Origin of the sequence: Gimesia chilikensis, assembly GCF_007744075.1 — a bacterium.
In the GTDB taxonomy this organism is placed as follows: Bacteria; Planctomycetota; Planctomycetia; order Planctomycetales; family Planctomycetaceae; genus Gimesia; species Gimesia chilikensis_A.
Map to the genome: position 1 here is coordinate 7,331,152 of NZ_CP036266.1, position 26,557 is coordinate 7,357,708.

A 26,557-nucleotide genomic window follows, 5' to 3' on the forward strand; every position below is an offset into this window, starting at 1 on the left:
GCCAGAACCATTAATTTTTAACGGGCCCGGTTTTCGAAACCTCTAACTGCCATTCGTCCTCGGGATCGAGTTGCCCACGACAGGCTTTGCCCTGCAGCCACTGGCGGGCCTGTTTGCTGTCGAGGAGGTAGGTATCCCAGAAAGCGGTGGTGACGGCGAGAATCGATTTGTGGTGGTTGGGATTCCGGCGCGCCAGACCGCGGCGCTGTCGTCCGTCTGAAAAAGCGGAGTGTTGCGCGTCGAACAGGACGAGTTCGTATTTGTCGATGCTGTCCGGCAGTCCCTGGTAGACTTCGCGGCGGTCGGCGACGGTGGTGTCGTTAATGGGTGAGGTATCTTTGGTGCCAGTGAGTAACATCCAGGGAATCGAAACCTGTCCGAAGGAGTCTGCAGGTTCCGCACGGCCGTGAATGCTGGGGCTGAACATGACAGCGGCTTTGATGCGGGGATCGGTATAACGTTTTCCCAACAGCCGCCAGGACTGACCGCTGACGCCCTGCGTGGTCACTGCTCCATAAGAGTGGCCCGACATGCCGACCCGGCTGAGGTCCATTCGCTGATGAAACTGATGCTGTGATTCACCATTCCAGCGGGTGAGCTGATCGAGGACGGCACTCACATCCTGGTAACGATCGATGGTATTCTGCAGGGTGGTCGCGGACTTGAGTGCCCGCAGACGCTGTAAGACGGGGACGTCTTTCCAGACCGCTTCATCACTGCCCGGATGCTGCAGGTAAACCACGACATAGCCGCGGGCCGACCAGTGCTCTCCCAGATACTGTGAGCCGGTACGGGCGCCTCCCAGACCGTGACTGAATAACACGACCGGCGCGGGCTGTTCTGATTTCGGAAGATAAACCCGCAGGGGGATATCGCGATTTCGACTTTGATCCTGCATGGTGAGATCAATGGGAGCTGCGGATTTGCCTGACTCTGTTTTAAGGGGATCGTACTGCGCCGCCTGCGTGACAGAGGTCAGTGAAAACAGGAGTCCTGAATAAAGCAACCACGGAGAGGGTCGTAAGACATTCATGCTCTTCTCTTTCGACGGAAACAGCCATCTACCTGGCATAAGTAAGCGGCTTACTGATTGAACACCGGCGATCACAGCGCGTCTCTAAAAGATAATGGAAATCCAGCGGATTCAAATCAAATTTGGCAGCAGACCTCAATATTAAAGATTATTAATAATTAATGGGATTAAACGAATAATCAGGTTGACCACTAATACACAAATTCACATACTAATCTCAGACATGGTCTTCTCCGTGTCTGGCACCCTTCCCCCCAACACGTTCGATGTGATTCACAACGAGACCAAAACCCTTAAAAAACAGGCACAATACATTTCTTCCTAAACTTTACGAACAGTTTTGGCGGGTTCCCGCTAATTCAGAAAGAGGGTGCTCTATGCTTTCGCGTTTGTTACGTTTGTCAGGATCAATTTTACACGGACCATCTGGTTTATGCGCGTTTTTATTCGCGTTTCTGACGGGTCTGCTGCTGTTGTTAAATCACCTGATTTTTGTCGATGCAGAAGGGGTCACGCTCATACCGGCGAATAAGAACATTCGGGGAATGGGGCCGGTGACACGCGAGCTGATCGAGCTGACCCAGGATATTGACTGGGCTAAAAATCCGGAAAAGAAGAAACGCGTGTTTGAGTTAAACTCCCGTCTGACGGATCCGGAGCGACAGAACAAACCTTCTATCGATCCGGTCCCCTACCCGGTTCAAGTCGACTGAGAGAATTGGAATGGATGTCTCTCAGTCTTCACCTGTGACACGATCCCGGTATGCTTCCCAACCTGCGAAACCTTGCTGCAAAAAGGCGCCCAGTTCTTCAGCAGAAGTAAGAACGAGCACGTCAGGCCAGCGGGAAGCCACCCGATCTGCCACTTCGCGCGAGGTGACCAGGGGACGTGTCTCTTCCATCGCGGGAAGCATGACCATGTTCCCTGCCTCGGCCAGAGCATAAAGCACGTTGAGTATTTCCGTAGTCAGTTCACGCAAGGCAGCCATGCCTCCCGAGACATCGGCATCGGAGTCGAGGTGATCCATGAAAAGTTCAAAGCCGGAACCATCGGAGAAATCAAACTGGTAACAGTTGGAGTCCAGTGGCAAGGTCGCTCCATGAGACGTCAGCAATTCGCGTAACGCATCACGGTCGGCCGATGAAAGGGACTCCCCCACCGGCTTCTGCATGACTTCGCCGGTAAAAGGATTCACGGCTTCCTCGGTCTGATCACTGAGTCGAGACGTCTGGAAGAAAATATCAAAACTCATGGGAGTTCCTTTGGCTTCTGACGGGGAGTGGGAATTCAATTTCAGATCAGACTAACTGTTGCGGGACGATAGTTCAATTAGAATTTTAATGTGCCAGGGTTTATTCAGCCCCTGAAGAGGGAGAATTCAGATCGCCGAGAGAGATTTGGCCGAAATCGTGAGTGTTGCCACTCGTTGTCTGAAAACGCAGATGGATGCCATTGGGCGTTTTATACCGCGTATGAGAGAGCGACAGGTAGTGCTCGAGTCCTGGTAACACACCTTTGAGGCGGAAAGAACCATCGGCGGCGGTGGTCGTGAGTTCTCCGACAGCCGTGTAAGTGTCGCGGTCGCCCTGCTGCTTTCGATAGAGAACAATTCGCGTGCCGGCGATCGGCGCGCCGGTTGGTTCGTGCACAGTCCTGCCTTCCACAAAGCCGAGCTGCTGCAGTTGGACTTCGATTGGCTGTTCGAGAGGAGCATTCTGTGGGGGACGCTGCACCAGTAATTGCGCGCCGAGCGTATCGTCGGCATTGCGGATGACAACTTCGTGCAACTGTTTTTCCTGATCGGAGGAATCCGTCATGAAGAGCTGATCGAGCCGATACTCTCCCCGTGCATCGGAGACACCATGAATGGGTATAAAACTTTGAATGACGCTCCCATCCATCAACTGAACCGATCGTGTACTGGTTGCCGCAGTGCGAATGTCGGCCCCAGGGACCGGTTGGCCCTGGGGATCTTTGATGATAAGTTGAATGCGGGGTGCCGGCTGCAGTTCGATGACAGGTTGGCTGTCAGGCCCTTTTTGTGAGACGCTGACTCGTTTTGCGGGCTGTGGCTGCGAGGAGTTGAATTGAAAACCCCGCATGCGCCCCCTCGTCTGGAAGGCAAATTCTCCCGACGGACAGTGAACCAGAAAATAGCCGTCGGCATCAGTCGTCACAACGTGAAGTGGATGCAGGTGCGGAGTCTCAGGAATGAACTGCGATTGCTGCAGGTTCCAGGCAACCGGGGCATCTGGCACGCCGGCTCCTGTTGCCTCGTTGATCACGCGACCGCGGACCGGAATTCCTTTTGGCAACCTGATCTCGACTTCCAGCAGACGCGTTTCCGCGGGCCACGTGAAGAGGTTGCTGTAAGCGAGGTAGGCGGTGTGTTCCGGCGGATAGACGGTTGCCAGGAACTGCGGCTGCTTGAGATGCGTGATTTCGATAACGCCGTCCGGATCGTGCTGGCGGGGAGGGACCTGGTAGCTTTGTTGATCAGGGATATATCGCACTCCGGGAATCAGTGTTCCCGTTTCATCATCGACAACCCGCAGACGGAGACGGTACCCCGGTTCCAGTGTCACTGCGATTTCGCCGGTCTGAACCGGACGTTTCGACAGGGCTTCCATCTCGGGGGCCAGTTGAGGAACAGTCGCTGCGTAGAGATCGTGCAGCAGGTATTCGGGATGCGAGACCTGCAGGCAAAGTCCCCGCTCTGCGACGAGCCCTTTGAGTTCAAAGCGACCTGTGGCATCGGTTGTGGCCACGGGCGCGTCCCGGAAACCATCGAGGGCGACAAACTGGCGATCCTTCCAGCTGGGCCAGCGTCCCTGCTCCAGGTCAGCCTGTGTGATGTGCCGGAGTGACATCAGATGTTTGAGGCGCACTTCGGCGTGGGCAACGGGCTGACCTGCTTCATCTATCACGCGGCCCGTTGCTGCAGTCGGCTTCTCAAGGGTCAACCTGATGTTGGTCACCGGTCTGGTGGTGAGCACGTGCTTCCAGCCCAGGGCATAGCCATCCTTCAAAGCGACGAGATCAACGGGGTCGAACACGCGATCCTGTTCGACATCCAGTACGTCTACAAAACGGAATTTTCCCTGTGCATCGGTGGTTGTGCGTGCCAGGTCCTGCCAGGGTCTGGGAATTCCCCGACCGCTGCGGGCACGCATCGACTGTCGCAGATAGACGGTGGCTCCGGCAACAGGTTTTCCAGCCAAATCGAGGACCTTTCCAGACAGATCGGGAACCGGCACACCGTCTGTGACAAACCGCTCAATCGACGGCGCTGCATCGTGACTGTGGACCGATTCTACTACCGGTGATTTCACTACCTGCTGTAATGCTACGTTTGCCCGGGATACCAACCCGAGTGAGAACATGCAGAGAGCCAGACAGATCCAGAGAGCAATCCCCGATCCTGAACCAGCGCGTTTCAACCCCAGCAGGGCGTGAATGCGGATGGTGAGATCACTGCCTGTTGCTGCTAAGGCAGGTGACGGGAGTTGCGCCTGTTCGGCGAGGGAAAGCAGTGCCCGGGAAAAGGTGAGTTTGTCTGCGGTGAGTGCGACGACCGCGGCATCGCAGGCGAGTTCCCGCTCGAGCCGGATGCGGCGGGAGAGCCAGTAGACTCCCGGATGGTAAAAGAACAGGGTTTCAATCAGGCATTGCAGGAGATTGACCAGAAAGTCGTGGCGGCGGAGATGGATCAGTTCGTGCAGTAACAGGCACTCGATCTCTGCGGGAGTGAGTGTTGTAAACAGGGATGCCGGCAGGAGAATGACCGGCTTGACCCAGCCGAGCGCTTGCGGCACTTGGACCACGGAGGATTCGATCCAGCGGATGGCACGCGTGAGCTCAACCAGATCTGCCAGTTGGTTCACGCGGGCAGTCCATGTATCGCGTAGGGGATTGCCGTTGCTGACATGGTTGCGTGCGATCAGCCAACCGCCGATCATTCGCAAAGATAAGATGACCACGCCACAAGCCCAGACTGCGACCAGCCAGGGGAGCGTGTTTACCAGAGCAGAAACCTGGAAGAGACCTGGTTCGTTTGGGGGAAACGGCTTTGCATCAGTCGAGCTCGGTGCTCTGGACGCTGCAGGAGACTCTGCTCCCTGAAGAAGTCTGTCTGTTGAAGTAGTTCCCACTTCTGGAACGTGGGCGAACGGAGCGGCGTTTGTCGTCGATTGAGCTCCTGCGGCCGGCGTTTCGCGCTGAATGTGTTCTCCCAGGTTCAGCCAGGTGATGACAGGGCAGAGCAGCATCAGGAACAGGCAGCCGGTGGCCAGCAGATAGCGGAGTTGAGCCGATTGCCGCTGACACATCCAGAGTACCACCCAGGCCAGCAGCGCGAGCGCGGCTCCCTGCCAGACGAAGTGCAGCAGTACGGCGCCCCAGTGGGTCACCAGCGGATGATTCAGGAATTCGTGGAATCCATTCATTCTGATTTCTCCTCGAGTTGGTCCAGGAGTTTGCGGAGAGATTCAATTTCCGCGGGGGTGACTTTGCGCAGGGAGAGTGCCTGCATGACGAGTTTTTCAGTGGCACCGCCAAACGCCTGCCTGACCAGGTCGTCGATCAGTTGGCGTTGCGTCTGTTCCGCCTGTATTGCGGCGTGGTAGATATGCGACCGGCGGGATTCGTCGCGGGTGACGAGTCCTTTGTCAGCCATCTTCTGCAGGATTTTGAGCGTGGTGGTGTAGCCTGTCTCTTTGCCTTGCGAGAGGATTTCGTGAATCGCCCGGACGGTCGCCGGCCCGTGCTCCCAGAGGACAGAGAGGATTTCCAGTTCAGCTGTGGTGGGTTTGGGGCGTTGCTGGTTCATTCCAGCAATATACGACACCAGTCGTAGATTGTCAACGACGTTTGTCGTACTTCAATCCCATGACTCCCATCGATGGTGGCTGACACCTGCTCTCGAACCCCGCTTTCTGGCGATTCTTTTCTGAATTCCCGGTTTAATTTGCTCATATGTGCAGATAGAATCAGAACCCATTTCCGAACCAGGAAACACGCGCCCACTCAAACCCTTATTAGAACAAGCCAGACTGGGCAACTATCCCGAGGTCGATTCTCCCATGAGCGCAACACAACCGCCTGCTGATTTTAATCCGTATCACAAATGGCTGGGCATTCCCGAAAAGAAATGCCCGCCAACATTCTATGAACTGCTGGGAATCTCCCTGGATGAAGATGACCGGTCCGTCATCGAATCAGCGGCGAAACGACAGCGGACTCACGTAGAGGAATACCTGGGCACGGAGTGGAACAAATTTGCCAACCAGGTGATCAGCCAGATTGATGAAGCAGAATTGACTCTGGTGAGCCCGGAACTGCGGCGGGAATATGATCGCAAGATCAGTCTGTTTAAAAAACGCCGGAAGAATCGGCAGATCGATCCCTATGCACCTCGTCGCGCTCGCCCAGCGGGAGGAAAAAGCAACCGGGTTGTTGGTGAGGGGAGTGGACTGCTCCGCGACTACGCGGGAATTGTTTTGATTCTGGCGATCGCATTTTTCGGAATGGCGGCAGCTTCTTTCTGGTTACCCTGGGGCAAACTGCAGGCTGATCCTGAGCAAAGTGAACAAGTCAACGAACCTCCCGTGAAAAAAAAAGAGGTCGTCGTGAAAGCAGAGGAACCTCCAGAACCTCAACTGGGCGTCGGAATGGAATTTAAACGTCTGCCGGCGGGAACTTTCGTGATGGGAAAAAAAGGAAATAAGAGCCCCAACACACTTCTGCACCAGGTAACCATCAGCAAACCATTTGATATGGGGATTCATGAGGTAACTCAAAAACAATATGAAGCCATCATGGGTTCCAATCCCAGTCAGTACCCAGGTCCGGATAATCCAGTTGACAGTATCAGCTGGCATGAAGCGAATGAGTTTTGCCAAAAGTTATCTGCCAGGCCAGAGGAAAAAGCAGCCGGAAATGTGTATCGCCTGCCCACGGAAGCAGAGTGGGAATACGCGTGCCGTGCTGGAACTTCCACCGTATTTTGTTTTGGGGATGATGAATCTTTATTGGGAGAGTATTCCTGGTACAAACAGACTGCCCAATCGACGACACATCCTGTTGGGAAAAAGAAACCGAATCCCTGGGGAATTTACGATATGTACGGCAACGCCTATGAGTGGTGCCACGACTGGTTTGAACCTTATCCTTCCGAGCCTGTGACTGATCCGCAAGGCCCCGAAACAAGTAGAGGCCGAGTTCTCCGTGGTGGTGGTTTCAGTAATAGTGCGACTTTCTGCGGTTCGGGAGAGCGTGCTTATGTTTCTCCGGAAATCAACAGGCATTCTTATGGTTTTCGGGTAGTGCGGGAGACGGCGTCTGTGCAGGAATGATGCAGTATCGACGAGTGACCGTCTCAGGATACAGAACAAAACTGGATGAGCCTCTGACATATGAATTGCCTCCAGACTCAATTAATGCATTACATCCATTATCCATATGCACACATTCCTGCCTCGCATAAATATCCACTTATTTACACAACTGTTCATTCGAAAACATTTGACATACTAATCGACTCCGCTAGGATGAGGTCTTACCAAATTCAAATACACCTGTGTCCACTTCATTGAAGGATACACAAGAATATTCATGGATCCTGATTCATCGGAGGAACAATGGGGACCACTCTGCACTTTATCAATCACGCTTCTGTGATTATCGAATACAATGACGGACAGAACCAGCAGATGGTGATGACAGATCCCTGGTTCCAGCAACCGGCTTTTGGCTCCTGGTTGCCTAATCCACCAACCGCTTTTCATCCGGCCCTGCTGGCCTCACTTTCTTACGATCACCCCAACTTCTCATTCCTGATCTCCCACGGTCACGATGATCACTTTGACGACCAGTGGCTGAAGCTGTTCAACAAAGACATCCGCATTTTTACCGCCAACTATGATGCCCCCAGCGTCCGGAATCGTCTGAAAGCACTGGGGTTCCATAATGTAGTGGAAGTCACTCCAGAGCTGTCTGTGCACGACCTGTTCCGCATCCGCTGTTTCATCAACACGGATGTCTCGAATGACGATTCGCTGTATATGATCACCACACCTGACAGTTGCATCGTGCATGCAAACGACCTGTGGTATCCACTCAAAGATGAAGCGGTTTCGATCATTAAAGAAGAGATTGCTACGGTTCCGGAAGGACGCTCGGTTTATATGAGCCAGTCCAATTCTGCCTCGGGCTATCCAATGACCTACCCACAGATTGAGGATCGGTCACAAATCCTGATGGAAAAGGTCACCAAAATGACCACCCAGGGATTGCGGAATGCCAAGACTGTCGATGCGAAATACTTTCTGGGGTATGCAGGCTATTCAAGTATCTTCGTCAAAGGGAAAGAAGAATACCTCGACAAAGCGATCTTCCCTTCTCCCCACTGGATGCGATCCCATTACCAGGAATTAATCGATGAGTTGGGTGTAGAGATGCTGGACATGTTGCCCGGAGACCGGTTTGATTTTTCTGAGGTGCAGCAAAACCTATGGTCGAAGTATTCACAGGATGCTTCGATCAAGAACTGCACCATCGACTATTACAAACAGTATGATATTATCAACCAATGCGATACCTATCACCTGACGGAGTCACTGGATAAAGAGGAAATGGTTGAGAAACTGGAAGGTTTCCTGACCGGTTTCGATCAATTTGTCCAGCGTTACCTGGAGAGGAAAGAGTTCGAGAAAACCATCGTCGGGAAGGTCTTCACCATTGAAGTGGAAGACATGGACATTACCCGCTCGGTGAAAATTGGCGAAGGGCTGGTGGAAACCGATGACTTCAATAAAAAGATGCGCGTCACTCCTGAAGTCATGACAGCAATTCTGAACAAGCAGATCCTGTTCGAAAATACGTCAACCGGCTACGAAGCGAACTTCTTCCGCGAGCCACTCGAAACGTACAACCGGGATTTTATTGTATACCTGACAATGTACAGCTACGTATATAAGAAATCCAAGGACCGAGCGACGTCAACTGTCTGAGAACCACTGACCAGGAAGGAGGACAGGGGCTTCGCTGACTCCTTCCTGAGTGTAACATCTCTAAACTTTGAATCTGGTAGGTAGAATGTTTTCAGGCTGCGCGGAAAGGATTTAGCTACCACGAAAGTCACGAAACACACGAAAAGGCTCTCACTGATGGCAAGGTCAATGCATTGATCAGAGATTTCCGTGAGATGGTTTACTACTTCCTTTCGGATGATCCCTCTCCCGCGTCATCTGCATGATTCTGTTGACGGGCTGAGTTCTTAATCTTTCTGATCGCCTCGCTGGCGAGATCCTGGAGATGTTCGTCGTCTGAGTGACTGGCTTCGATGAGATCAGGAATCGCCGATTTCGCTGCGGGGCCGATTTTGCCCAGTGCCAGCGCGGACTCAATTCGGACATCGAAATGCCACTCTTTCTTTTCCCGTAGCGCGGCTCTTAACGCAGGGACTGCTGTTTTCGCAGGTGGTCCAATTTCTCCTAACGCACGTGCGACTGCGGCTCTGAGAGATCCAAACTCTGATTCATCCGGAGCCTGTAAGGTTTCACTGAGCGCTGCAACCGCAGCGGCATTCCCGATCATGCCTAAGGCTTCAGCAGCCTTTGCCTGGGCTTTTTCTTGATCCTGCAGCGTCTGGATCAGAAACGTCATTGCCTGTCTGGCAGAGGTTTTCTCAGGAGAGATTCTTACGAGTGCGGCAGCTGACATGATGCGTGTGATCTCATTCTCATCCTGTTGCATGAGCCTGATTAATGAGGGTTCCGCCACTTTTGCAGGTGGTCCGATTGCTGCCAGTGCCCGGACGACATCGGTGCGCACTGGCACTGTAAATCCAAAATCGGCAAACGAGTCCCAGCGAACTTTTGTCGTGGTCAGCGACTTACTCAATGCATTCACAGCTAGTCGAGCCTTGTTGTTATAACTTCCCAGTGTCCGTGCTGCCGCCGCCATGACATCGCCGTCGGAATCGTCTAAGGCTTCGATCAGAAGGGGCATGACCATTGTGGCTTGCGGATCCGCGTTCGCCAGAGATTCCAGGATAGACACACGAATGTAGTCGTCTTTATCAGCACGTCGATATTTCTGTTCCAGCAGAGGTACCACCACCTGCGGCGCTGCCCCTACTCTGGCGATGGCAGCAACGGCACTGTCGCGTACCCAGGATTCAGGATCATTCAGAGTTCTGGAAAGTTCAGCAAACGACGCATTCGCGTCGGGTCCCAGTTTCGCGAGTGTATCGGCAGCCATGGCACGAGTTGCAGGATCTTTATCCCGCAGAGCCTTAATCAGCGCAGGGACAGTCGGACGACCGATGCTGGCCAGCGCATCGGATGCAGCATTCCTGACACGAGGGCCTAAATATTGAACATCATATTTTGTCGGGGCACCGAGATCATTGAGGGCCGCGATCAGAGGCGGGATGGCGGGTTCTGCTGTCGGACCGAGCTTTTGCAGCGAGCGGGCAGCTTTGTACCTGACTTCAGGTTCCTCAGACTTCAATAACGTAACCAGATGATTGACCTCATCTGCAGCAGGGGCCACGACGGGTATTATAAAGTAAAAACAAAAGAGTAAGCTACAGAAACGAGACACGTGCATGATCTTCCCCATCCCCAACTAGAACTCTATTCAGGTTAGCAGACAGACAACGTGTATTCAAATTTTGAGTTTTAGAACGTAAAGGTTTCGAAAATCAAGGCGTCCATTTTTTAAGCCTGTTCAGCGTTTCAATGCTTCACAGATTCGGTCCAGATCTTCACCTGGTGACTCTTGGCGGGCGCAGCGGAATACATGGGACATCCGCTTGCGCATTTCGTTGGTAATCGTGATGAATTGCCCGTTTTGCTGGATGAGATCCAGAAGCCAGTCGACGCCTCCATACTGCAGCAGTTCCCAGGGATCGTTGTGGACCATTAACTCGATAACCTGCTGGCCAATATCCTCATACTCGGTCTGAATTTTTGCGAAGCTGGTGCAGTAATCATCTCCGGTGATATAGCAGCGATCGCCAATCCAACTGCCTACCAGCGGATGGTCTTTCACGCCGGTTGCGTATTCGTTTTTGTCGAGTAGCAGATAGCTGAATGCCCGGGAACCAATATTATGTCCCACCGCATATTGCTTGATGTCTCGTCCCGATGGATCGATACAGAAATATTGAGATCTGGTTTCGTTGACGTAGTAGTAATAGACGCCCATGAAAGTCATTCTCCCGAAAGTCTGTTGAGAAATGAATCACACAAGAAAATTCAGGCACTAGCCAGGCGTCTGGGAACAGAGCATGCGATGTGACTTACCTGGAGATGATATTATGACCAGCTGCGGCCTGTGTGAGGTACCGCGCATAAAAAAATCGCGAGTGAATCGCGATTTTCTGTGGTCCCGGTTTCTGATGGTTGTGTGCGAGATAAGATCTCGTAAACCCATTACCAGAAAGGGTTTAAAAGTCGGGGCGACACGATTCGAACGTGCGACCTCTTGCTCCCAAAGCAAGCGCTCTAGCCAAGCTGAGCTACGCCCCGTGACTTGTTAGTGGCACAGTTTAGAGAGACACGGAGAAGCCGTCAATGGTTCTCACTATTCTCTTCATAAAATAGGCCAGCTGAGTCGGTTGGAAGGATTCCAACGGAATTGACACGAATATTTAAGACTAGATCAGCATTCAGCGGGCAGATCTTTAATGAAATTCCCGCGAACACCAAATGGACGCTGTTTTCGGCTGATAAATGGATTGAAACAGGGTTTCCCGCCCTTTATGCCTCTTGTTCGAACAGATCGCGGACCAGGCCGATGGGGGTCTGGGCGAGGTGATCGTTCATTGCCTGGGCGGCTGCTTCCGGATCTCCTGAGGCGAGGGCCTGGACGATGCGCAGGTGCTCTGCGTTTTCTTCCATACGGTCGTAGTCTTTGACGTTCTGCCGTTTGTTGTGACGGACCTGTCTGAGTGTGCGATGCAGGGCTTTGTAGCGGCTGATTTCGAGCACGAGCCGTTCGCTGTCACAGGCGCGGTAAATCAGTTCGTGCAGGTAGTCGTCCCATTCCTGGGTCTTTTCCGACCAGGCCACGGTCCGCTTGGCCGTGGAAAGCTCAGTAAAGATCTGTTCCAGCTGGGCGAGTTCGTGGGGTGTGATGTGGCCGCAGGCACAGCGGGCGGCTTCACTCTCGAGGATGCGGCGGACCTGACAGATTTCGCGGAGTTCCCTGGCACCGAAGTTCCGCAGGACGGCGCCCCGGTTGGGATAGATTTCGACGATGCCAATGCCTTCCAGTTCGACGAGTGCTTCGCGGACGGGGGTGGCACTGACGTTCCATTCGCGGGCGAGGGACTGGACCGTCATCCGCTGGTTGGGCTGGTATTCACCCTGAAAAAACTTGAGCAGGACCTGCTGAACCAGGGTCTGGCGACGGGATCCATGCATTAACTCTTTGGAAACAACTGCAGCCATTCACTTTTACTCTTTGAAATTAAATTTACTTTTCGGTCGTAAAACTCAACTCACTCACACTGTTCAGGCCAGGATCTCTTTCACGACGGTCCCTTCTACATCAGTGAGTCGGCGTTCGAGGCCGTTGTGATAGAAGGTCAGGCGTTCGTGATCCAGTCCGAGCAGGTGGAGAATCGTCGCGTGGAAGTCGTGGACGGTGACGACATTGTCGACGGCCTTGTAGCCGAATTCATCCGTGGCTCCGTAGGTAAAGGGGGCTTTGACCCCTGCACCGGCGAGCCAGCAGGTGAAGCCTTCGGGATTGTGGTCGCGACCGCTGGCCCCTTTCTGGAAGGTGGGCATGCGACCGAATTCGGTACACCAGACGACCAGCGTGTCTTCGAGCAGGCCGCGCTGTTTCAGGTCTTTGATGAGAGCTGCGGTAGGCTGATCGAGGACCGGACCGTGGATGCTGTACTGATCCTTGATCTTTTTGTGTCCGTCCCAGTTGCTGACCCCTTCCCCGCCCGTCTGGTAAGCACCGTTGAAAAGTTGAACGAAGCGGACGCCTTTCTCGATCAGGCGGCGGGCGAGGAGACAGTTCTTCGCGTAAGCCGCTTTGAGCTGGTTTTCGCTGTCATCAATACCGTACATATGCAGCGTGCTGGCTGATTCCTGCGAGAGATCGCTGATTTCAGGGACGCTGAGCTGCATCCGGGCAGCCAGTTCGTAGCTGGAGATGCGGGCTGCGAGTTCGGAATCGCCGGGGAAACGGGCCAGGTGCTGTTCGTTGAGCCTTTGCAGGAAACTGCGGGTGGCGCGATCGGTTTTTGCATTGATGGACGCGGGACGGTCCAGGTTACGAATGGGCTGGGCAGCGTTGAAATCGGTTCCCTGGAAGGCCGCGGGGAGGAAGCCGGGCCCCCAGTTATTGACGGAGGCCTGCGGCGTGCCGCGGGGATCGGGTATCGCGACGTAGGACGGGAGGTCCTGATTTTCGCTCCCCAGAGCGTAGCTGGTCCAGGCGCCCATACTGGGGAAGCCGTCGAGGGTGAAACCGGTCGACATGTAGTTTTCGCCCGGACCGTGTGTGTTCGTCTTGCCTTTGATGGAATGCAGGAAGCAGATGTCGTCGGCCAGTTCCCCGAGGTGGGGCACGAGGTCGGAAATCATCTTGCCCGATTCGCCTCGCGGCTTGAACTTCCAGGGACTCTGAGTGAGGTTCCCCTGCTGCCCCTGGAAGGTGACGAGTTTGTCGCCGCCGGGCATCGGCTTGCCGTGCATTTTGACGAGCGACGGTTTGTAGTCGAACGTATCCAGATGACTGCAGGCTCCAGAGCAGAAAATGACGATGACATTTTTCGCCGCGGCCGGGAAATGGGCATCGCGGGGGGCGAAGGGCTTGCCGGGATCGATTTCGGGCCGGATGGGGGCTTTGCCCCCCACGGTCAACCGGGGTTCCTTCTCCGCGGCGAGCAGATGCTGTTCGGCGAGCATCGCGGAGAAAGCGATACTGCTCAAACCGCTGACGGTCTGACCGAGGAAGTTTCTGCGGTTGAGCAGATGACGATTCGCTGGAAACGGGTTTTGAGGAGCGCTCATGTGTGACTCTCAATGCCTGGTGAAGTTGACCTATTGAATAAACAGAAGCTCGTTGCTGTTGAGCAGCGCCCGGCAGAAAGCGGGCAGTTGTTCCGCCTGGATGAACTGAACGGAATCACTCAGTTCGGACTCGGTGGGGGGACGCGAATAACAAAGTTCGAAGGCCCGTTTGACCTGGGCCTGTTGATCGCCGGGATGCTCGCGTTCCAGACGCTGGGCGAACAGGTCGGCCTGTTGCAGCAGGAACCGGCTGTTGAACAGATTCAAAGCCTGCAGCGGCGTTGTGGAGCGACTGCGTTTGGCGACGGAGGTGGCAGCGTCGGGACAGTCGAATAGACCGAAGACGGAATCCTGTTCCATGCGGACTTTGGTCATGTAGATCATGCGGCGCCAGTCAGCGGGACCGTAGGTTTTCTTGGGGTGATAGTGCCTTACGTTCTCTGCTTCGACTTCGAAAGCACTGAAACCGGGTCCGCCCATTTTCAGATCCAATACGCCGGTCACCGCGAGAATTGAATCGCGGATCGGTTCGGCTTCAAGACGGCGGGGCGGGAAACGCCACCAGAGCTGGGAGGCGGCATCCACCTTGAGTGCGCGGGGATTGGGTTGTCCGGACTGCTGATACGTGGCGGAGGTAAGAATCGTGCGATGAATGTGTTTGAGGGACCAGTCGTGCGCGATCAGTTCCTGCGCGAGCCAGTCGAGCAGTTCGGGGTGCGTGGGTGGCACGCCTCCGGCTCCAAAGTCGCTGGGCGTTGTTACCAGTCCCTTACCGAAGTGGAACTGCCAGAGGCGGTTCACGATGACGCGGGCAGTCAGCGGATTCTCGGGGGAAGCGATCCACTCGGCCAGCCGTTTGCGGCGTTCATTTTCGGGAGCGGTGGTACTCAGTTTCAGATCGGTAAAGATCTCGGGGGCATTCGGCGGAACCTGTTCGCGTTTGGCCAGGGGTTCGCCACGATAGAGGCGGTGGGTCGGTCCAGGTGGCATGAATTTACCTGCATAGACGATGTCTGATTTCTGCAGGCGTTTGAGGTCGCTCTGTTGTTGCTTCAGTTCAGCGAGCAGCTGCTTCCCAGCCTGAGCCTCTTTGGCGGGCAGGTGGTCGAAATGGTAGGTGGTGCTGGCGGCCTGGAGTGTATCGGCAGGCAGCGTGAGGGGGAGTCGATCGCTTGAGCCGGCGATCGTCTGCCAGTCGGTGCCGGTCTCTGAGACTTCGATGACATAGTCGACGGGGACGCGGTCGCTGTATCTGCCTTCACGATCCCTGCCCCATTCGATGCGATCGATGGTCGTGGTCTGCGGGAGTTCAATCTGAATCCAGCCGCCGCCGTTCTCGTGGGAAATCCAGCTGTGGCTGTTGCCGTATTTGCCGTCGTTGATGTGCTCCAGCTTGTGAATCGGATAGCCGGGCAATGCACTGGAACAGGTGGCTTTTGCGCCGGTGGAAGCGAGGGCGACATTCTGCCCGCCGGAGAAGATTTCGAGTTCATCCAGACAGGGTGCACTGCTGTTGGTGGCGTGAACCGTAAAACGTACGAAGCGGGTTTCCACCGGGCTGATGCGTTCCACATTGTGGGTGGGTTGCACCGGTTTCCGGAAGGCTGGTTTGGGCAGGCTCTGATCGGAGGGGGAGAGAGTCACTGACTCCCAGAGAATGAGGTCCGCGGTCACAGCGGTACCGTGTTTGCCGCCCACCAGGAGCAGTGCATTCTGTGGTTCGAGTGTAACGATCCCTGCATCGTGGAAACCGCTCCAGAGGGCCGCTCTGCGGGCTGGTTTCGTTCCATCGGCGAAGCGTTGCTGATCGACCTGGGCGACTTCCTGCCAGTCATCTGTGGTCTGCGGGTTTCCATCGCGGTCCAGAACATAACGGACATCGGTGCTATGCGACTCGTACCCACAGCCCCAGGAGAGCCAGAGGCGATAGTCGCCGGTTTGCCCGGGCTTCCAGGCGACCAGGGGTTTGCCCGGCTCGTTTTTCCACCAGCTGTATTTACCGCCACTCAGGTTGGGCGAGCGAGTGGGGCTGCCGGGATCGTCCTTTGCACCTGGATCGGTGCCTGCGGGATTGGCGCCGAAACCAGCACGCGTCTGCAGGACTTCGAGACGGGGGGAAGGATTGTCCGGCGAAAGTTGATCGTCGATGGAAACGAAGCGGCGGGACTCGGGTCGGCGGCGATAGGGTTCCAGTTCGGATTTCAGTTCCGCGATACGCGTCTGTTTAACGCGGATTTCTTTCTGTTGTGACGCGGGAGTCGGCAGACTGCGGTCGCCATGCCTGACGCCGGCAAAGATGGCCTGCATCGAATAGTAGTCGGCCTGGGTCACGGGATCGAACTTATGATTGTGACAGCGGGCACACCCCAGGGTGAGGCCCAGGAAAGCGGTGCCCGTGGTATTGATCATGTCGTCGAGTTCGTTCTGACGCTGCATGAGTGTCAGGTTGATGTCGGGGCTTTTGACCTGATCGTAGGGGCCCGCAACCAGATAGGCGGTGCCGGTCGGGTCACCCAGAATGTCGCCGGCAATCTGTTCTTTGATGAACTGGTTGTAAGGCTTGTCTGCGTTGAGTGACTGAATGACATAGTCGCGGTAAGGCCAGGCATGCGGTCGTTCGCGATTGGTTTCGAATCCATGTGTTTCGGCGAAGCGGACGAGATCGAGCCAGTAGCGAGCCCAGCGTTCGCCGTAGTGCGGGTTGTTGAGTGTGGCGTCGACCAGTTTCTCCCAGGCGTCGGGGCTCTCGTCGTTCAAAAAGCGTTCGACTTCAGCGGGCGTCGGGGGGAGACCGAGGAGGTCCAGGTAGAGTCGGCGGATGAGAATTCGGCGATCGGCGCGGGGATTATGGGTCAACTGTTTCTGCTGAAGACGACCCAGAATGAAAGCGTCGATGCCGGTACGGACCCAGGCATCTTTGGTTTTGGGAGGCGTGACTTTGGCCAGAGGCTGAAAGGACCAGTGATCGGTCGTCCGTTTTTCCTCTTTGACGACGCCGTCCGGTCCGGGCCAGGGGGCCCCCTGATCGATCCAGTCCGCCAAGAGCTGGATCTGTGCTGCGGTGAGCCGTTCGGATTCGTCGGGGGGCATCAGCAGACCGGCCTCTTCTCCCCGCACCAGTTTGAGCAGGTGACTCTTCGCGCTCTGGCCGGGAATGATGGCTGGTTCACCCGAATCGCCTCCCCGCAGCAGGCCAGATTTGCGGTCGAGGCGGAACTTGCTTTCCTGGGTGTCGGCGTTGTGACAATCGAAGCACTTCGACTGCAACAGGGGAAGGACCTGTTCCTCGAAATCGATTTTTTGCTTCGCTGCAGGCGGCGCTTCCGCAGCACCGAGGGGTGATACCAATACCAGAGGAATCAGACAGAGCAGACATGTACGCGCTAACATGGCAGATCATCTTTGTGTTAATTGATTCAGAGACTCAGGCGGGAGACGAATATCCTCATTATGGTCCCTTTGCGGGAGGTCCTGGCAAGCCCAGATAATCTATTATTCTGCCAAATTATATATAATCCTGCAAATCAAAAATCGAATTTCTGAAGCAGACTGGGAACGGGGCGAAAAATATATTTTCCATTTTCAAAAAAGTGAGGAACACTTTTGGATGGATCGGGGGTTTGTTTGAGTACTGTATTTCAGTTTCAATTTCACAGGAAGTGTTGAGGGGCGCAATGCCGGTTTTCGTAACACGTGTCGTTTTGGGAATCGTTTTTCTGGGAATCGTTGTCTGCCTGATCCCGGACGTGGAAAAAAAGCAGGAGAAAGAACCGGCGCGCCAGCTGAGTTCCATTCCCCGTTCTAATATTGTGCCCCTGCCCAAAGACCTGAAAGTCATCGATGATGTTGTCTATCACCCCGGCAAAAAGACCCGCTGGCGGATGAACCTGGTTCTGCCTCAGCAGGTGGAAACTCAACCACGGCCGGCTCTGGTCTTCGTTTATGCCGGGGGTGGTTCAGGCGGAAACAACACGACTCGACACTCTCGGACAGGTCCCCTGCATTACGCCCGCAAAGGGTATGTCTGTGTCAGCCTCTATCATCGACTTTCGGATGACACCCCTTTTGCAGAATGCCTGGAAGATCTGAAGTGCGCCATTCGCTGGATGCGGGCACATGCGGACAAATACCAGATTGATCCGGAACGAATTGGTGCCTTTGGAAATGCGAACGGCGGTTCCATGGTCTGCCTGGTCGGATTGATGAAACAGAGTCAGCAGGTTGATTCAAGTGCCCCCTGGCATGACAAGTCCAGCGAACTGAATGCGATCTGCGTGACCGCGACGCCGACAGACTACCTGAGCTGGGCAGATGGCATCGAGCATCTCCCGCGGATGATCCATTTGACATGGAAGAACGAAGACGAATTGAAAACGGAAGTCGCGAAAATCTCGCCGATCACTTACGTCCGTGCGGACGCCCCGCCGATGCTGGTGATGCATGGCGTACTGGATCCCTTCGTGGATGTAAGCCAGGCAGACCAGTTCGTGGCTGCGTTGAAATCTGTCGGTGCCCGGGATGTGACTTACTATCGTAGCGACGAAGCCGGCCACGCGGTCTTCTTAAGAGACCAGACCCAGACGTTCCCGATGATGGAAGACTTTTTCGCCCGGACCCTGGGCTATCCCAAGGGTTACAAAGTGGCCCAGAGATAATCTTCGGTCTGCTCAGCGAACGGCCATTGGCTGCAGTTCGTCGCCGGTGATCGGATTCAGCCGCCGGGCTTCGGTGACCTTCCATTCGCCCCCGATCTGCTGCCAGGTCAATTCCCAGCGGGTGGGGGCGCGACCGCTGATGCCCTTAAAGGTGGCCGCGCCATTGGCACGAAAATGCGTTTTGGCGATCGAGTCGTCGGCCAGCATTTCCGTTTCGACATCGGTAATCCGCAGATCTCCGTCGATGGTGACTGTATTCAGGGCCAGCATGACCAAGGTTTGCAGCGGAATGGCGCGGGGGCTGATATAGCCCATTGTCGCATCTACTTCTTTGTGCTGAAATGCATCGGCCAGTGCATAAAGGTCGGCTTCGACACGTTCGCGGGGTGTCACGATGCTGATTTCAACCAGGTAGGAAACTACCAGCATGACCAGCGCAATACCCATGCCCACGAGGTATTTTGACTGTCGCCTCAGGTAGTACTGAATAAACAGGATGGCTGCAATCACGGAGCAGATGGCAATGGGGGGAATGGCTGTTTCGGTAAACCACATTGAATTGTCTCCTAGACTGCAGGATGATTTTCCAGGACGGCCAGGTTGTCGCGGTGAATCACTTCCGAATAGGGAACGGATCCCAGGATGGAAGCGATCTGATCGGAACGGTGCATAATGATTTTTGCCAGATCGCCGGAATTGTAATTGGTCAGACCCCGGGCAAATTCTTCTCCGCTGGGACTGATAAGGGTGACTGCTTCGCCGCTCTCAAAGGTGCCATCAATCGAGCGGATGCCGATCGCCAGGAGCGACTTGCCCCCTTCGCGAATGGCGCGGGTGGCACCTTCATCAAGATGAAAGCGCCCCTTGGGACGGATGGTGTAACCGATCCAGCGTTTCCAGGCAGAAACCGAGGCTCCCTGGGCGTGAAACAGCGTGCCGACATCTTCGCCCTGCAGGATGCGGTCCAGAATCCCCTCCTGAGTCCCGTTGGCGATAATGACATTTTCACCGACGGCGGTCGCCGAGCGGACGGCCTGCAGTTTTGATTTCATGCCCCCGGTTCCCCGCGAGCTGCTGTCGTCGGTTGCCAGCGCGAGTAATTCGGGTGTCCAGTCCTGCACCGAAGAGATGCGGGTGCTTTCAGGAGATTTCGGATCGCCATTATAAAGACCGTCGACGACAGACAGGATCACCAGTAGCGGCTTTTTGACCAGGCTGGTGACCATGGCGGCCAGGTGATCGTTATCGCCAAACTTGATTTCCTGGATGCTGACAGTGTCGTTTTCATTCACAATCGGGACGGCACCATACTCAAACAACGTATGGATGGTGTTACGTACATTGAGATAGCGGGTCCGGTTTTTGAAATCATTGGCGGTGACCAGGAGCTGGGCGGCGTGATAGCCGTGTTTGCGTAAGTAGCGGTCATAGCGACGGATGAGGTGTGCCTGTCCGACAGCGGCGGAGGCCTGCAGGTGCCCCAGATCGCGGGGGCGTTCTTTGAGTCCCAGCAATCCCATGCCGGCACCGATGGCACCACTGGAAACGACGACGACTTTGCGGCCGGTCGTTTTGACACGGTGAATCTGTTCTGCCAGCGTTTCGATCCGTGCGGGGTCGAGTGTATCGTCCGGGCAGGAGAGAACGTTTGTTCCAATTTTAATCACCAGCGTTTCCGCTGAGTCGATGACTTCGCGACGGGTTAGACTCACAGTCTGCACTTTTTCCGGGAATCACAAAAAAATTTCAAAGAGGTACTCGCCACCGGGTCCCTATTTCTTAATATTTATATAATATAGAAGTCCGGGGCCGGAGCATAGACAATCATCAGCGCGAGCATGTCGTAAATCAAAGGGATTTCCTGTAAAACGGCGTTTTTCTCTCTCAATTTGCTGATTCTGTTTGACGCTCAAGCAGGGCTCGGGAACAATTTACCGCATAGTTCACCCGGTTCACACTGATTTCGAAACTCTATTTCACGAACTAAGGCAATTTATGTCGGAACTATACCACGAATGTGGAATTGCAGCCGTCTACCATCTTCCCAACCGAGATCCCAGTCCTCTGACTCCCCTGGGCGACCCTGAAAAGACATCGCAACTTATCTCCCGGTTACTGCTGGATATTCAGAATCGCGGCCAGCTGGCTGCGGGAATGACCACGTTTAACCCTGGCCGGAATCAGTTGATCGATACTCACAAAGATGTGGGAACCGTCACCGAGGTGTTCCAGCTGAATCATCAGCAGACCTTCAACAGCCTGATGAAGAAGTATGAGGGCCCCGCGGCGATTGGCCACGTGCGGTATGCGACCTGTGGGAAAGATGACCGCAGCTACGCACAGCCGTTCGAACGCCATCATATCCAGAAATCCAAATGGTTCGCCTTTGGTTTTAATGGTCAGTTGGCCAACTACCAGGAACTCTGCAAGGAAATCCTGACCGAGTCCGACTTCCATCTGGCCCGGGAAACCGATACCGAAATTCTGATGCACCTGATTTCGCAGGAGCTTTCCAAAGAGAGCCCCGCCGATCTGTTCGACATGCTGACCACGCTCAGCAAACGTCTGGACGGTGCTTACAATATTGTCTTCCTGGATGCGTTGGGGAATATGTTCGTTTCCCGCGATCCGGTGGGACTGCGTCCGTTATGCTATGCCTTTGATGGTTCTCTGTTCGCAGCTGCCTCTGAAAGTGTGGCGCTGGCCAACATGGGCTTCGAAGCCGAGCAGATCAAGAGTCTGCCCCCCGGATGTGCGATTGTGATTCAGGATGGCGAACTGACAATCCGCGAATATTCGAAGCCAACACAGAAGGCACACTGCTTCTTCGAATGGATCTACTTCGCGAATGTCTGCAGTACCCTGGACGACCAGAGTGTGTATATCACCCGTAAACGCCTGGGTGAAGAACTGGCCGAGCAGGAAACCGTGCCCATTGATGAAGATACCATCGTCGTACCTGTGCCTGACACCGCGAAAGCAGCCGCCGACAGTATGGCGTATACCCTGCGAGTGCCCTGTCTGGAAGGCTTGATCCGTAACCGTTACATCGGGCGAACCTTTATCGAAGGGGCCAACCGTAAAGACAAAGTACGGGCAAAATACACGCCGCTGCCGGAAGTTCTGGAAGGGAAGCGGGTGCTGCTGGTGGAAGACACCATCGTCCGCTCAACCACGATGAAGGCATTGATCAGCCAGTTGAAGGAACGGGGTCGAGCTAAGGAAGTACACGTCCGCGTGGCCTGTCCGCCGATCATTGCTCCCTGTTTTTACGGCATCGACATGTCGACGATCAACGAGTTGTTCGCCCCCAAATTCCTGAACGGTGGCGAAATGAGCCCCGAAGTGGAAGAAGCGATGGCCGAGGCGATTGGCGCTGATACGCTGAAGTATCTGCCCAAGGCTTCGATCGCGCGTGCCGTAGGTCTGCCCGGCAGTTCTCTCTGCCAGGCCTGTATCGATACGACTTACCCGACCGAATCGGGTCGTCAGCTGTATCAGATCGCTGTGGAGAATTCGCTGAACGATAATGGCGAAGAAGCACACCGGACCTACGATGTGACTCTCTCCAGCAGTCCGGTTCGCTCCTGAGACGCATTCTGATTTCGACAAAGGATGGTTTTGACTGATGTCTAACTCGCATGAGATCGAAATCCGGGTCCGTTATAACGAAACGGACGCCATGGGATTTCTGCATCATGGTAACTACTTCACGTACTTCGAAATGGGCCGCACCGAGCTCTTCCGTTCCCAGGGTGGTAACTACCGCGAGATGGAAGAGAAAGGCTACCTTCTGGTAGTCGCTAAAATCGAATGCAAATACCGGCTGCCGGCCCGCTACGATGATGTGCTGACGCTGCGAACGCCCCTGGAAAAAGTGACCGGGGCCAAACTGGTACACAAGTACGAGCTGTTTCGCGATGGTCAAAGCGTGGCGGTGGCCCAATCGGTGATTGCGTGCGTGGACCGGGAAGGCAATATCCAGCGGATGCCCGCGGCGATGGAGCAGTTGGGGACGGAGTGAGCGCTCGTCCGCTGTTGAGAATTCCTAAGGATACATCCTCGAAACATGCGGGCTGGCACACAGGCCAGCCCCTACTGTAACGGGCATCGGAATGTTTTGCTCTTAAACAGCTCGACTTCCCTGACAGTTTCCTGCTCGCTGCGCTCGGCTCGGATTTCATCCGAGCCCACCCGTTGAGCGTGACTTCAGTCGACCTGTGCCTGGACTGCCTGCTGTTGTGTTGCGAATTTGGGTGGTTTGACGGCAGTCGCTTTGTCGTTGGGGGGAATGGTTTTGACAACCTTCCAGGCGAGGCCCAGTTTTTCGAGCACGAGAATTGCGCCGTAGGTCATGTCGAGTTCCCACCACTTGTGGCCGTTCTTGGCCATCCGCTGGTATTTGTGATGATTGTTATGCCAGCCTTCGCCGTAGGTCATCAGAGCCACCCACCAGAGATTGCGGCTGTCGTCGGTCGTTTCATAGTTGCGATAACCCCAGATGTGAGTCGCGGAGTTCACGAACCAGGTTGCGTGCAGGACGTAGAACAGACGCACAAACATGCCGTAGACGAGCAGGCTGAGGCCCAGTTCTGTACCGCCGGCCCAGTAGCCGATACCGTAGAGGAGTGCGCCCAGACCCAGGTGCCAGTACAGGAAGGTTCGCTGCAACAGACGCATGAACGGGTCTTTCAGCAGATCGGGGGCGAACCGCTGATGGGTTGCCTGAATTTCCTCTGCACTGTGAAAAGGAACGAGCCAGAGGATGTGGCTCCACCAGCGACCATCGCGGGGCGAATGCGGATCGCCGGGCTGGTCGCTGTGCAGGTGATGTTTACGATGATTGGCAACCCACTGGATTGGAGGCCCCTGCCCTGCCAGCAAGCCGATCAATCCAATCAGCCGATTCATGAACGGATAGGTCTGGAAGCTGCCATGCGTGAGCAGGCGATGATAGCCCAGGCAGATACCGATGCCGCCGGTAAGCCAGCCCAGGAACATACAGGTGAAGAGACCGGTCCAGGTGAAGCAGAACGGTGCTGCGAGGACGCCCAGATGAATGGCGACGACCCAGCCGATATTCGCCCAGTCTGGTGTTGCATATCGCCCCGACTCAGGCATCTCAGCAGACGTGTTTTCAGGAACAAGAGGATCCGTTTCCGGAGGGGGCACGAGTGTCTGCTGGGAATTCATTCAATAGGACCGATGCTGTCAGAGTGTGGAGTACCAATAAAAAACCGGCCGATTCTAGGGGGATTGGGCAATCGTGTCTATAGTGATGGGGTTTGATGGGAGGAAATCACCCGCAGGGGGTAACGTCTGCTCAGTTTTTCTGTGTTTCGTGCTGGTTTTGTGACGTTTTTGAGCAGGTTCTTTCTGTACTCGATGGGATTATTTCTCACTTGTGTCGTTCGTGAGGTTCGTGGCGGCACCTGTTATGTCTGAGCTGATCAGGGCCTTGCCAGGCGGGCGGACACATGGGTCCGCGTCCTACATTTTCTGGTGAGGTGCGTTGTTGCTGAACGGGCTAAATTCTCTGAGACCTCTTGCTCGATGCGCTCGGCTCGGATTACATCCGAGCCCACCAATTTTCAGGGGTTCTGATACAGTCTTGAGATGCCTATTGGTGAGTCAAAGGTGTCTCCCTTCGCTTTAGGAAGGGATGGACTTCTGGATTTCAGCGAGCTGCTTCTGCTGTTGATCGCTCATTCCATCGATGCAAAACTTCACCGGTCGGGCACAAAACGGAGTTGCGTGAACCCGGAGTAACCAGTCCAGGGCGCGTTTAGAAATGAAGTTGGAAACCACGTAGTCGCCTCCGGTACCGTAGACAAAGTCGGATCCATCCCAGCGGCTGCCTTCCAGAACGGGAATCTCTCTTTGTGAGAGTGGTGAGACAATCAGTTGCTGATCGGCGGCCCCCCCATGTTCTTTCTTAATCGTCCAGGTACCTTTTTCGCACGCAGGGCAGGTCGAATTGCCGTGTCCACATGACTGACAGATTAATGGTTTGTGACCACAAAACGGGCAGGCATTTTCAGCGCCTTGAACCTGGGAGGGGCGCAAACATGATTTGCCTCGAAACTGGAAGTCGAACAGAGGCGGAAGCGTTTTTTCCAGGGGCCCTTCCGGATCCTTGATGGATACCGGAACGAAAGCAGCCCCGGTCAAACCACTCTGTTTGATTCGTTCCACAAATGTTTTGGGCACCAGCACTGCATCTGCATCACACGGCATTTCATACCAGGGTTTCGTGAGATTAAACTCGGAGAGCAGAATTTTCTGATCTGCAGAATTCCAGACTTCGACTTCCAGGCTGGCAAAACCGCTTTGAGTTACATGCGACGGATCGGCGGGACAATGTTCCAGTTTGACGTATTTGGCTTTGGTAATCCCTGATTCCAGCCAGGCCCGCTCCTCTGCCTGAGCTGCATCGGCTGCTTCAGCCAGCTCGAGCTCGGTCGGCGAACGCTTGGAGATATACTCCCAGCCGTCTGCCTTTGGGTGATCCAGCTCTGCGATATCGGAATCCAGGGGAATGGAGAATTCATAAAAGAGGTCTGTTCTCAGTGTCCCTGAGTCATCCTGGTAGATGTGGTATTCGTACATATTTCATTTCTTCTCTGAATGCGACTCATGTAGTTCGTCAGTGAGATTCCAGACCTTCCTCATTGTTTCTTCTTTAGTCAGCCAGGTCCTGGAATACTCGCTCAATCCTGTCATGAACTCTTCAACGGTCACCTGAATCGGAAGCCGCGTATTTTGTCCCTTGTACTTTCCATATGTGGCAGGGAGGTTCAGGAACAATGTTTTTCCCATCAGATGGACTTCGTAATTTGCCTGATCCTGGAGACACAATCCAATAGTAAACCAGTCATGACTGTGAAATCGACTCTGTATCGTTCGTTTTTCTGGTTTTGCCGGGACAATGATCCACGTTGAATACTGATCATAATTCGGAAACGGACGATTTCCAGGACGCCCTGCCCCCGGATTCAGTGGTCCCTGATATTCGGCTCTTAAATCGAATTGCTGACAATATGTTTGAAGCATCTCATTAAACTGACTGACTGTGTAGACATCGATTTGTTTCGCACAATGTTCTGTCGGCGAAGCTGGTTGCTCAAGTACCGCCTGTTTCGCTAAGACACTCAGCTGAATAAGCAGGCCGATTATCAACAACATCGATCCTCCCACCAGTCCTTTTCGTAAGAGTTCACTCATTGCTCCTCCTGGTCAATCAGCTGCATATCTTTCAAATCATTCAGTAACGCGACTTGCCATTCCGGCGGTAGTTGCTCTTTGGGCAAACAGAGTTCGGGCAGGCAGGGAAACTGCAGTCGGAAGTCGGTCTGCTCCTCGATCAGAGCTGTAACCTGGTCCCAGGTAAAGGTCTGCCTGATATCGCGGTTATCCTGCCTGTCTGCGATCAGCAAATCCAATTGTGAACGGGAGAGACAGACTTTGATTTCCTGCGGCGCAGTCTGCAGGCACCGTTGCAGAAACTGCTGGAATTTGAAGAGCAGTCGGGAACGTTTGCTGCGAAATCCGAAAATCACGCCGAGGCGGAAAATCATATAGAAGATGACCAGCGGCATCAGGACTCCCAGCACCAGGGAGGGATCTTCGCCGAACAGAAAGAAGACCAGCAGGAAAACACAGAGAAAAGCAAACCCCAGAATCTGTATCAGAAAATAGAGACCATCGACGAGCATGGATGAGAGTGTCAGTGACGCACTCATGCCAAGGGGGCGTTGTTGTGGATCCAGAACGATCAATTCGCAGGGGTCCAGGTCGGAAGAAAGTTGCATCCGGGTTCATCCTCAAA

The 26,557-nt window shown here is 54.5% G+C and carries 21 protein-coding genes and 1 tRNA gene; 6 read left to right on the top strand and 16 right to left on the bottom strand.

The window, feature by feature from the left end; all coding sequences use genetic code 11:
* Positions 1-10: 10 nt before the first annotated feature.
* Positions 11-1,033, bottom strand: coding sequence for an alpha/beta hydrolase family protein (locus HG66A1_RS27690; RefSeq protein WP_145191967.1), 1,023 nt, complete (start codon positions 1,031-1,033; stop codon positions 11-13).
* Between the two features lie 473 nt (positions 1,034-1,506).
* Between HG66A1_RS27690 and HG66A1_RS27695 the strand changes: the two genes are divergently transcribed.
* Complete coding sequence (locus tag HG66A1_RS27695; protein WP_145191970.1) at positions 1,507-1,746, top strand: hypothetical protein; 240 nt, start codon at positions 1,507-1,509, stop codon at positions 1,744-1,746.
* 21 nt (positions 1,747-1,767) lie between these two features.
* Here HG66A1_RS27695 and HG66A1_RS27700 read toward each other — a convergent pair whose 3' ends face one another.
* The 3 genes from HG66A1_RS27700 to HG66A1_RS27710 all read right to left on the bottom strand — a co-directional run bounded on the left by HG66A1_RS27700 (position 1,768) and on the right by HG66A1_RS27710 (position 5,862).
* Complete coding sequence (locus tag HG66A1_RS27700; protein WP_145191973.1) at positions 1,768-2,286, bottom strand: hypothetical protein; 519 nt, start codon at positions 2,284-2,286, stop codon at positions 1,768-1,770.
* Between the two features lie 100 nt (positions 2,287-2,386).
* Complete coding sequence (locus HG66A1_RS27705) at positions 2,387-5,479, bottom strand: M56 family metallopeptidase (RefSeq protein ID WP_145191976.1); 3,093 nt, start codon at positions 5,477-5,479, stop codon at positions 2,387-2,389.
* Positions 5,476-5,862, bottom strand: a complete 387-nt coding sequence (locus HG66A1_RS27710; RefSeq protein WP_145191979.1) for a BlaI/MecI/CopY family transcriptional regulator — start codon at positions 5,860-5,862, stop codon at positions 5,476-5,478. Before HG66A1_RS27710 ends, HG66A1_RS27705 begins: the two co-directional genes overlap by 4 nt.
* A gap of 253 nt (positions 5,863-6,115) precedes the next feature.
* On the opposite strand from HG66A1_RS27710, the gene HG66A1_RS27715 reads away from it, so the two are divergent.
* Both HG66A1_RS27715 and HG66A1_RS27720 read left to right on the top strand, forming a co-directional pair.
* Complete coding sequence (locus tag HG66A1_RS27715; RefSeq protein WP_145191982.1) at positions 6,116-7,387, top strand: formylglycine-generating enzyme family protein; 1,272 nt, start codon at positions 6,116-6,118, stop codon at positions 7,385-7,387.
* A gap of 285 nt (positions 7,388-7,672) precedes the next feature.
* Positions 7,673-9,043: an MBL fold metallo-hydrolase gene (locus tag HG66A1_RS27720; RefSeq protein ID WP_145191985.1), complete on the top strand. Its 1,371-nt coding sequence runs from the start codon at positions 7,673-7,675 to the stop codon at positions 9,041-9,043.
* Between the two features lie 202 nt (positions 9,044-9,245).
* Here the strand turns inward: HG66A1_RS27720 and HG66A1_RS27725 are convergent, their stop codons facing one another.
* The 6 genes from HG66A1_RS27725 to HG66A1_RS27750 all read right to left on the bottom strand — a co-directional run bounded on the left by HG66A1_RS27725 (position 9,246) and on the right by HG66A1_RS27750 (position 17,464).
* Positions 9,246-10,658: a HEAT repeat domain-containing protein gene (locus HG66A1_RS27725; protein ID WP_145191988.1), complete on the bottom strand. Its 1,413-nt coding sequence runs from the start codon at positions 10,656-10,658 to the stop codon at positions 9,246-9,248.
* 108 nt (positions 10,659-10,766) lie between these two features.
* Positions 10,767-11,246, bottom strand: a complete 480-nt coding sequence (locus tag HG66A1_RS27730) for a hypothetical protein (protein WP_145191991.1) — start codon at positions 11,244-11,246, stop codon at positions 10,767-10,769.
* Between the two features lie 248 nt (positions 11,247-11,494).
* Positions 11,495-11,569, bottom strand: a tRNA-Pro gene (locus HG66A1_RS27735).
* 231 nt (positions 11,570-11,800) lie between these two features.
* Positions 11,801-12,493, bottom strand: a complete 693-nt coding sequence (locus tag HG66A1_RS27740; protein WP_145191993.1) for a GntR family transcriptional regulator — start codon at positions 12,491-12,493, stop codon at positions 11,801-11,803.
* A gap of 63 nt (positions 12,494-12,556) precedes the next feature.
* A complete protein-coding gene (locus tag HG66A1_RS27745; protein WP_145191996.1) occupies positions 12,557-14,074 on the bottom strand; it encodes a DUF1501 domain-containing protein in 1,518 nt (505 codons plus the stop codon).
* A 30-nt stretch (positions 14,075-14,104) separates the two neighbouring features.
* Positions 14,105-17,464 (bottom strand): DUF1553 domain-containing protein, encoded by a 3,360-nt coding sequence (locus HG66A1_RS27750; RefSeq protein ID WP_145191999.1) that lies wholly within the window; start codon positions 17,462-17,464, stop codon positions 14,105-14,107.
* Positions 17,465-17,748: 284 nt separating this feature from the next.
* Here HG66A1_RS27750 and HG66A1_RS27755 point away from each other — a divergent pair, with 284 nt between their 5' ends.
* Positions 17,749-18,729: an alpha/beta hydrolase gene (locus tag HG66A1_RS27755; protein WP_145192002.1), complete on the top strand. Its 981-nt coding sequence runs from the start codon at positions 17,749-17,751 to the stop codon at positions 18,727-18,729.
* 12 nt (positions 18,730-18,741) lie between these two features.
* Here the strand turns inward: HG66A1_RS27755 and HG66A1_RS27760 are convergent, their stop codons facing one another.
* A complete protein-coding gene (locus tag HG66A1_RS27760; protein WP_145192005.1) occupies positions 18,742-19,284 on the bottom strand; it encodes a hypothetical protein in 543 nt (180 codons plus the stop codon).
* 11 nt (positions 19,285-19,295) lie between these two features.
* Positions 19,296-20,441: a glutamate 5-kinase gene (gene proB / locus HG66A1_RS27765; protein WP_145192008.1), complete on the bottom strand. Its 1,146-nt coding sequence runs from the start codon at positions 20,439-20,441 to the stop codon at positions 19,296-19,298.
* 283 nt (positions 20,442-20,724) lie between these two features.
* On the opposite strand from proB, the gene HG66A1_RS27770 reads away from it, so the two are divergent.
* Both HG66A1_RS27770 and HG66A1_RS27775 read left to right on the top strand, forming a co-directional pair.
* Positions 20,725-22,320 (top strand): amidophosphoribosyltransferase, encoded by a 1,596-nt coding sequence (locus HG66A1_RS27770; protein ID WP_145192011.1) that lies wholly within the window; start codon positions 20,725-20,727, stop codon positions 22,318-22,320.
* A 37-nt stretch (positions 22,321-22,357) separates the two neighbouring features.
* Complete coding sequence (locus tag HG66A1_RS27775) at positions 22,358-22,753, top strand: acyl-CoA thioesterase (protein WP_145192014.1); 396 nt, start codon at positions 22,358-22,360, stop codon at positions 22,751-22,753.
* A gap of 185 nt (positions 22,754-22,938) precedes the next feature.
* Here the strand turns inward: HG66A1_RS27775 and HG66A1_RS27780 are convergent, their stop codons facing one another.
* The 4 genes from HG66A1_RS27780 to HG66A1_RS27795 all read right to left on the bottom strand — a co-directional run bounded on the left by HG66A1_RS27780 (position 22,939) and on the right by HG66A1_RS27795 (position 26,540).
* Positions 22,939-23,922: an acyl-CoA desaturase gene (locus HG66A1_RS27780; RefSeq protein WP_145192017.1), complete on the bottom strand. Its 984-nt coding sequence runs from the start codon at positions 23,920-23,922 to the stop codon at positions 22,939-22,941.
* A gap of 459 nt (positions 23,923-24,381) precedes the next feature.
* On the bottom strand, positions 24,382-25,338 hold the full coding sequence (locus HG66A1_RS27785; protein WP_145192020.1) for a hypothetical protein: 957 nt from the start codon (positions 25,336-25,338) through the stop codon (positions 24,382-24,384).
* Positions 25,339-25,341: 3 nt separating this feature from the next.
* Entirely contained in the window at positions 25,342-25,953 is a 612-nt protein-coding gene (locus HG66A1_RS27790; RefSeq protein WP_145192022.1) for a hypothetical protein, read from the bottom strand.
* Entirely contained in the window at positions 25,950-26,540 is a 591-nt protein-coding gene (locus tag HG66A1_RS27795) for a hypothetical protein (protein WP_145192026.1), read from the bottom strand. The genes HG66A1_RS27790 and HG66A1_RS27795 overlap by 4 nt, the downstream gene beginning before the upstream one ends.
* Positions 26,541-26,557 lie beyond the last annotated feature (17 nt).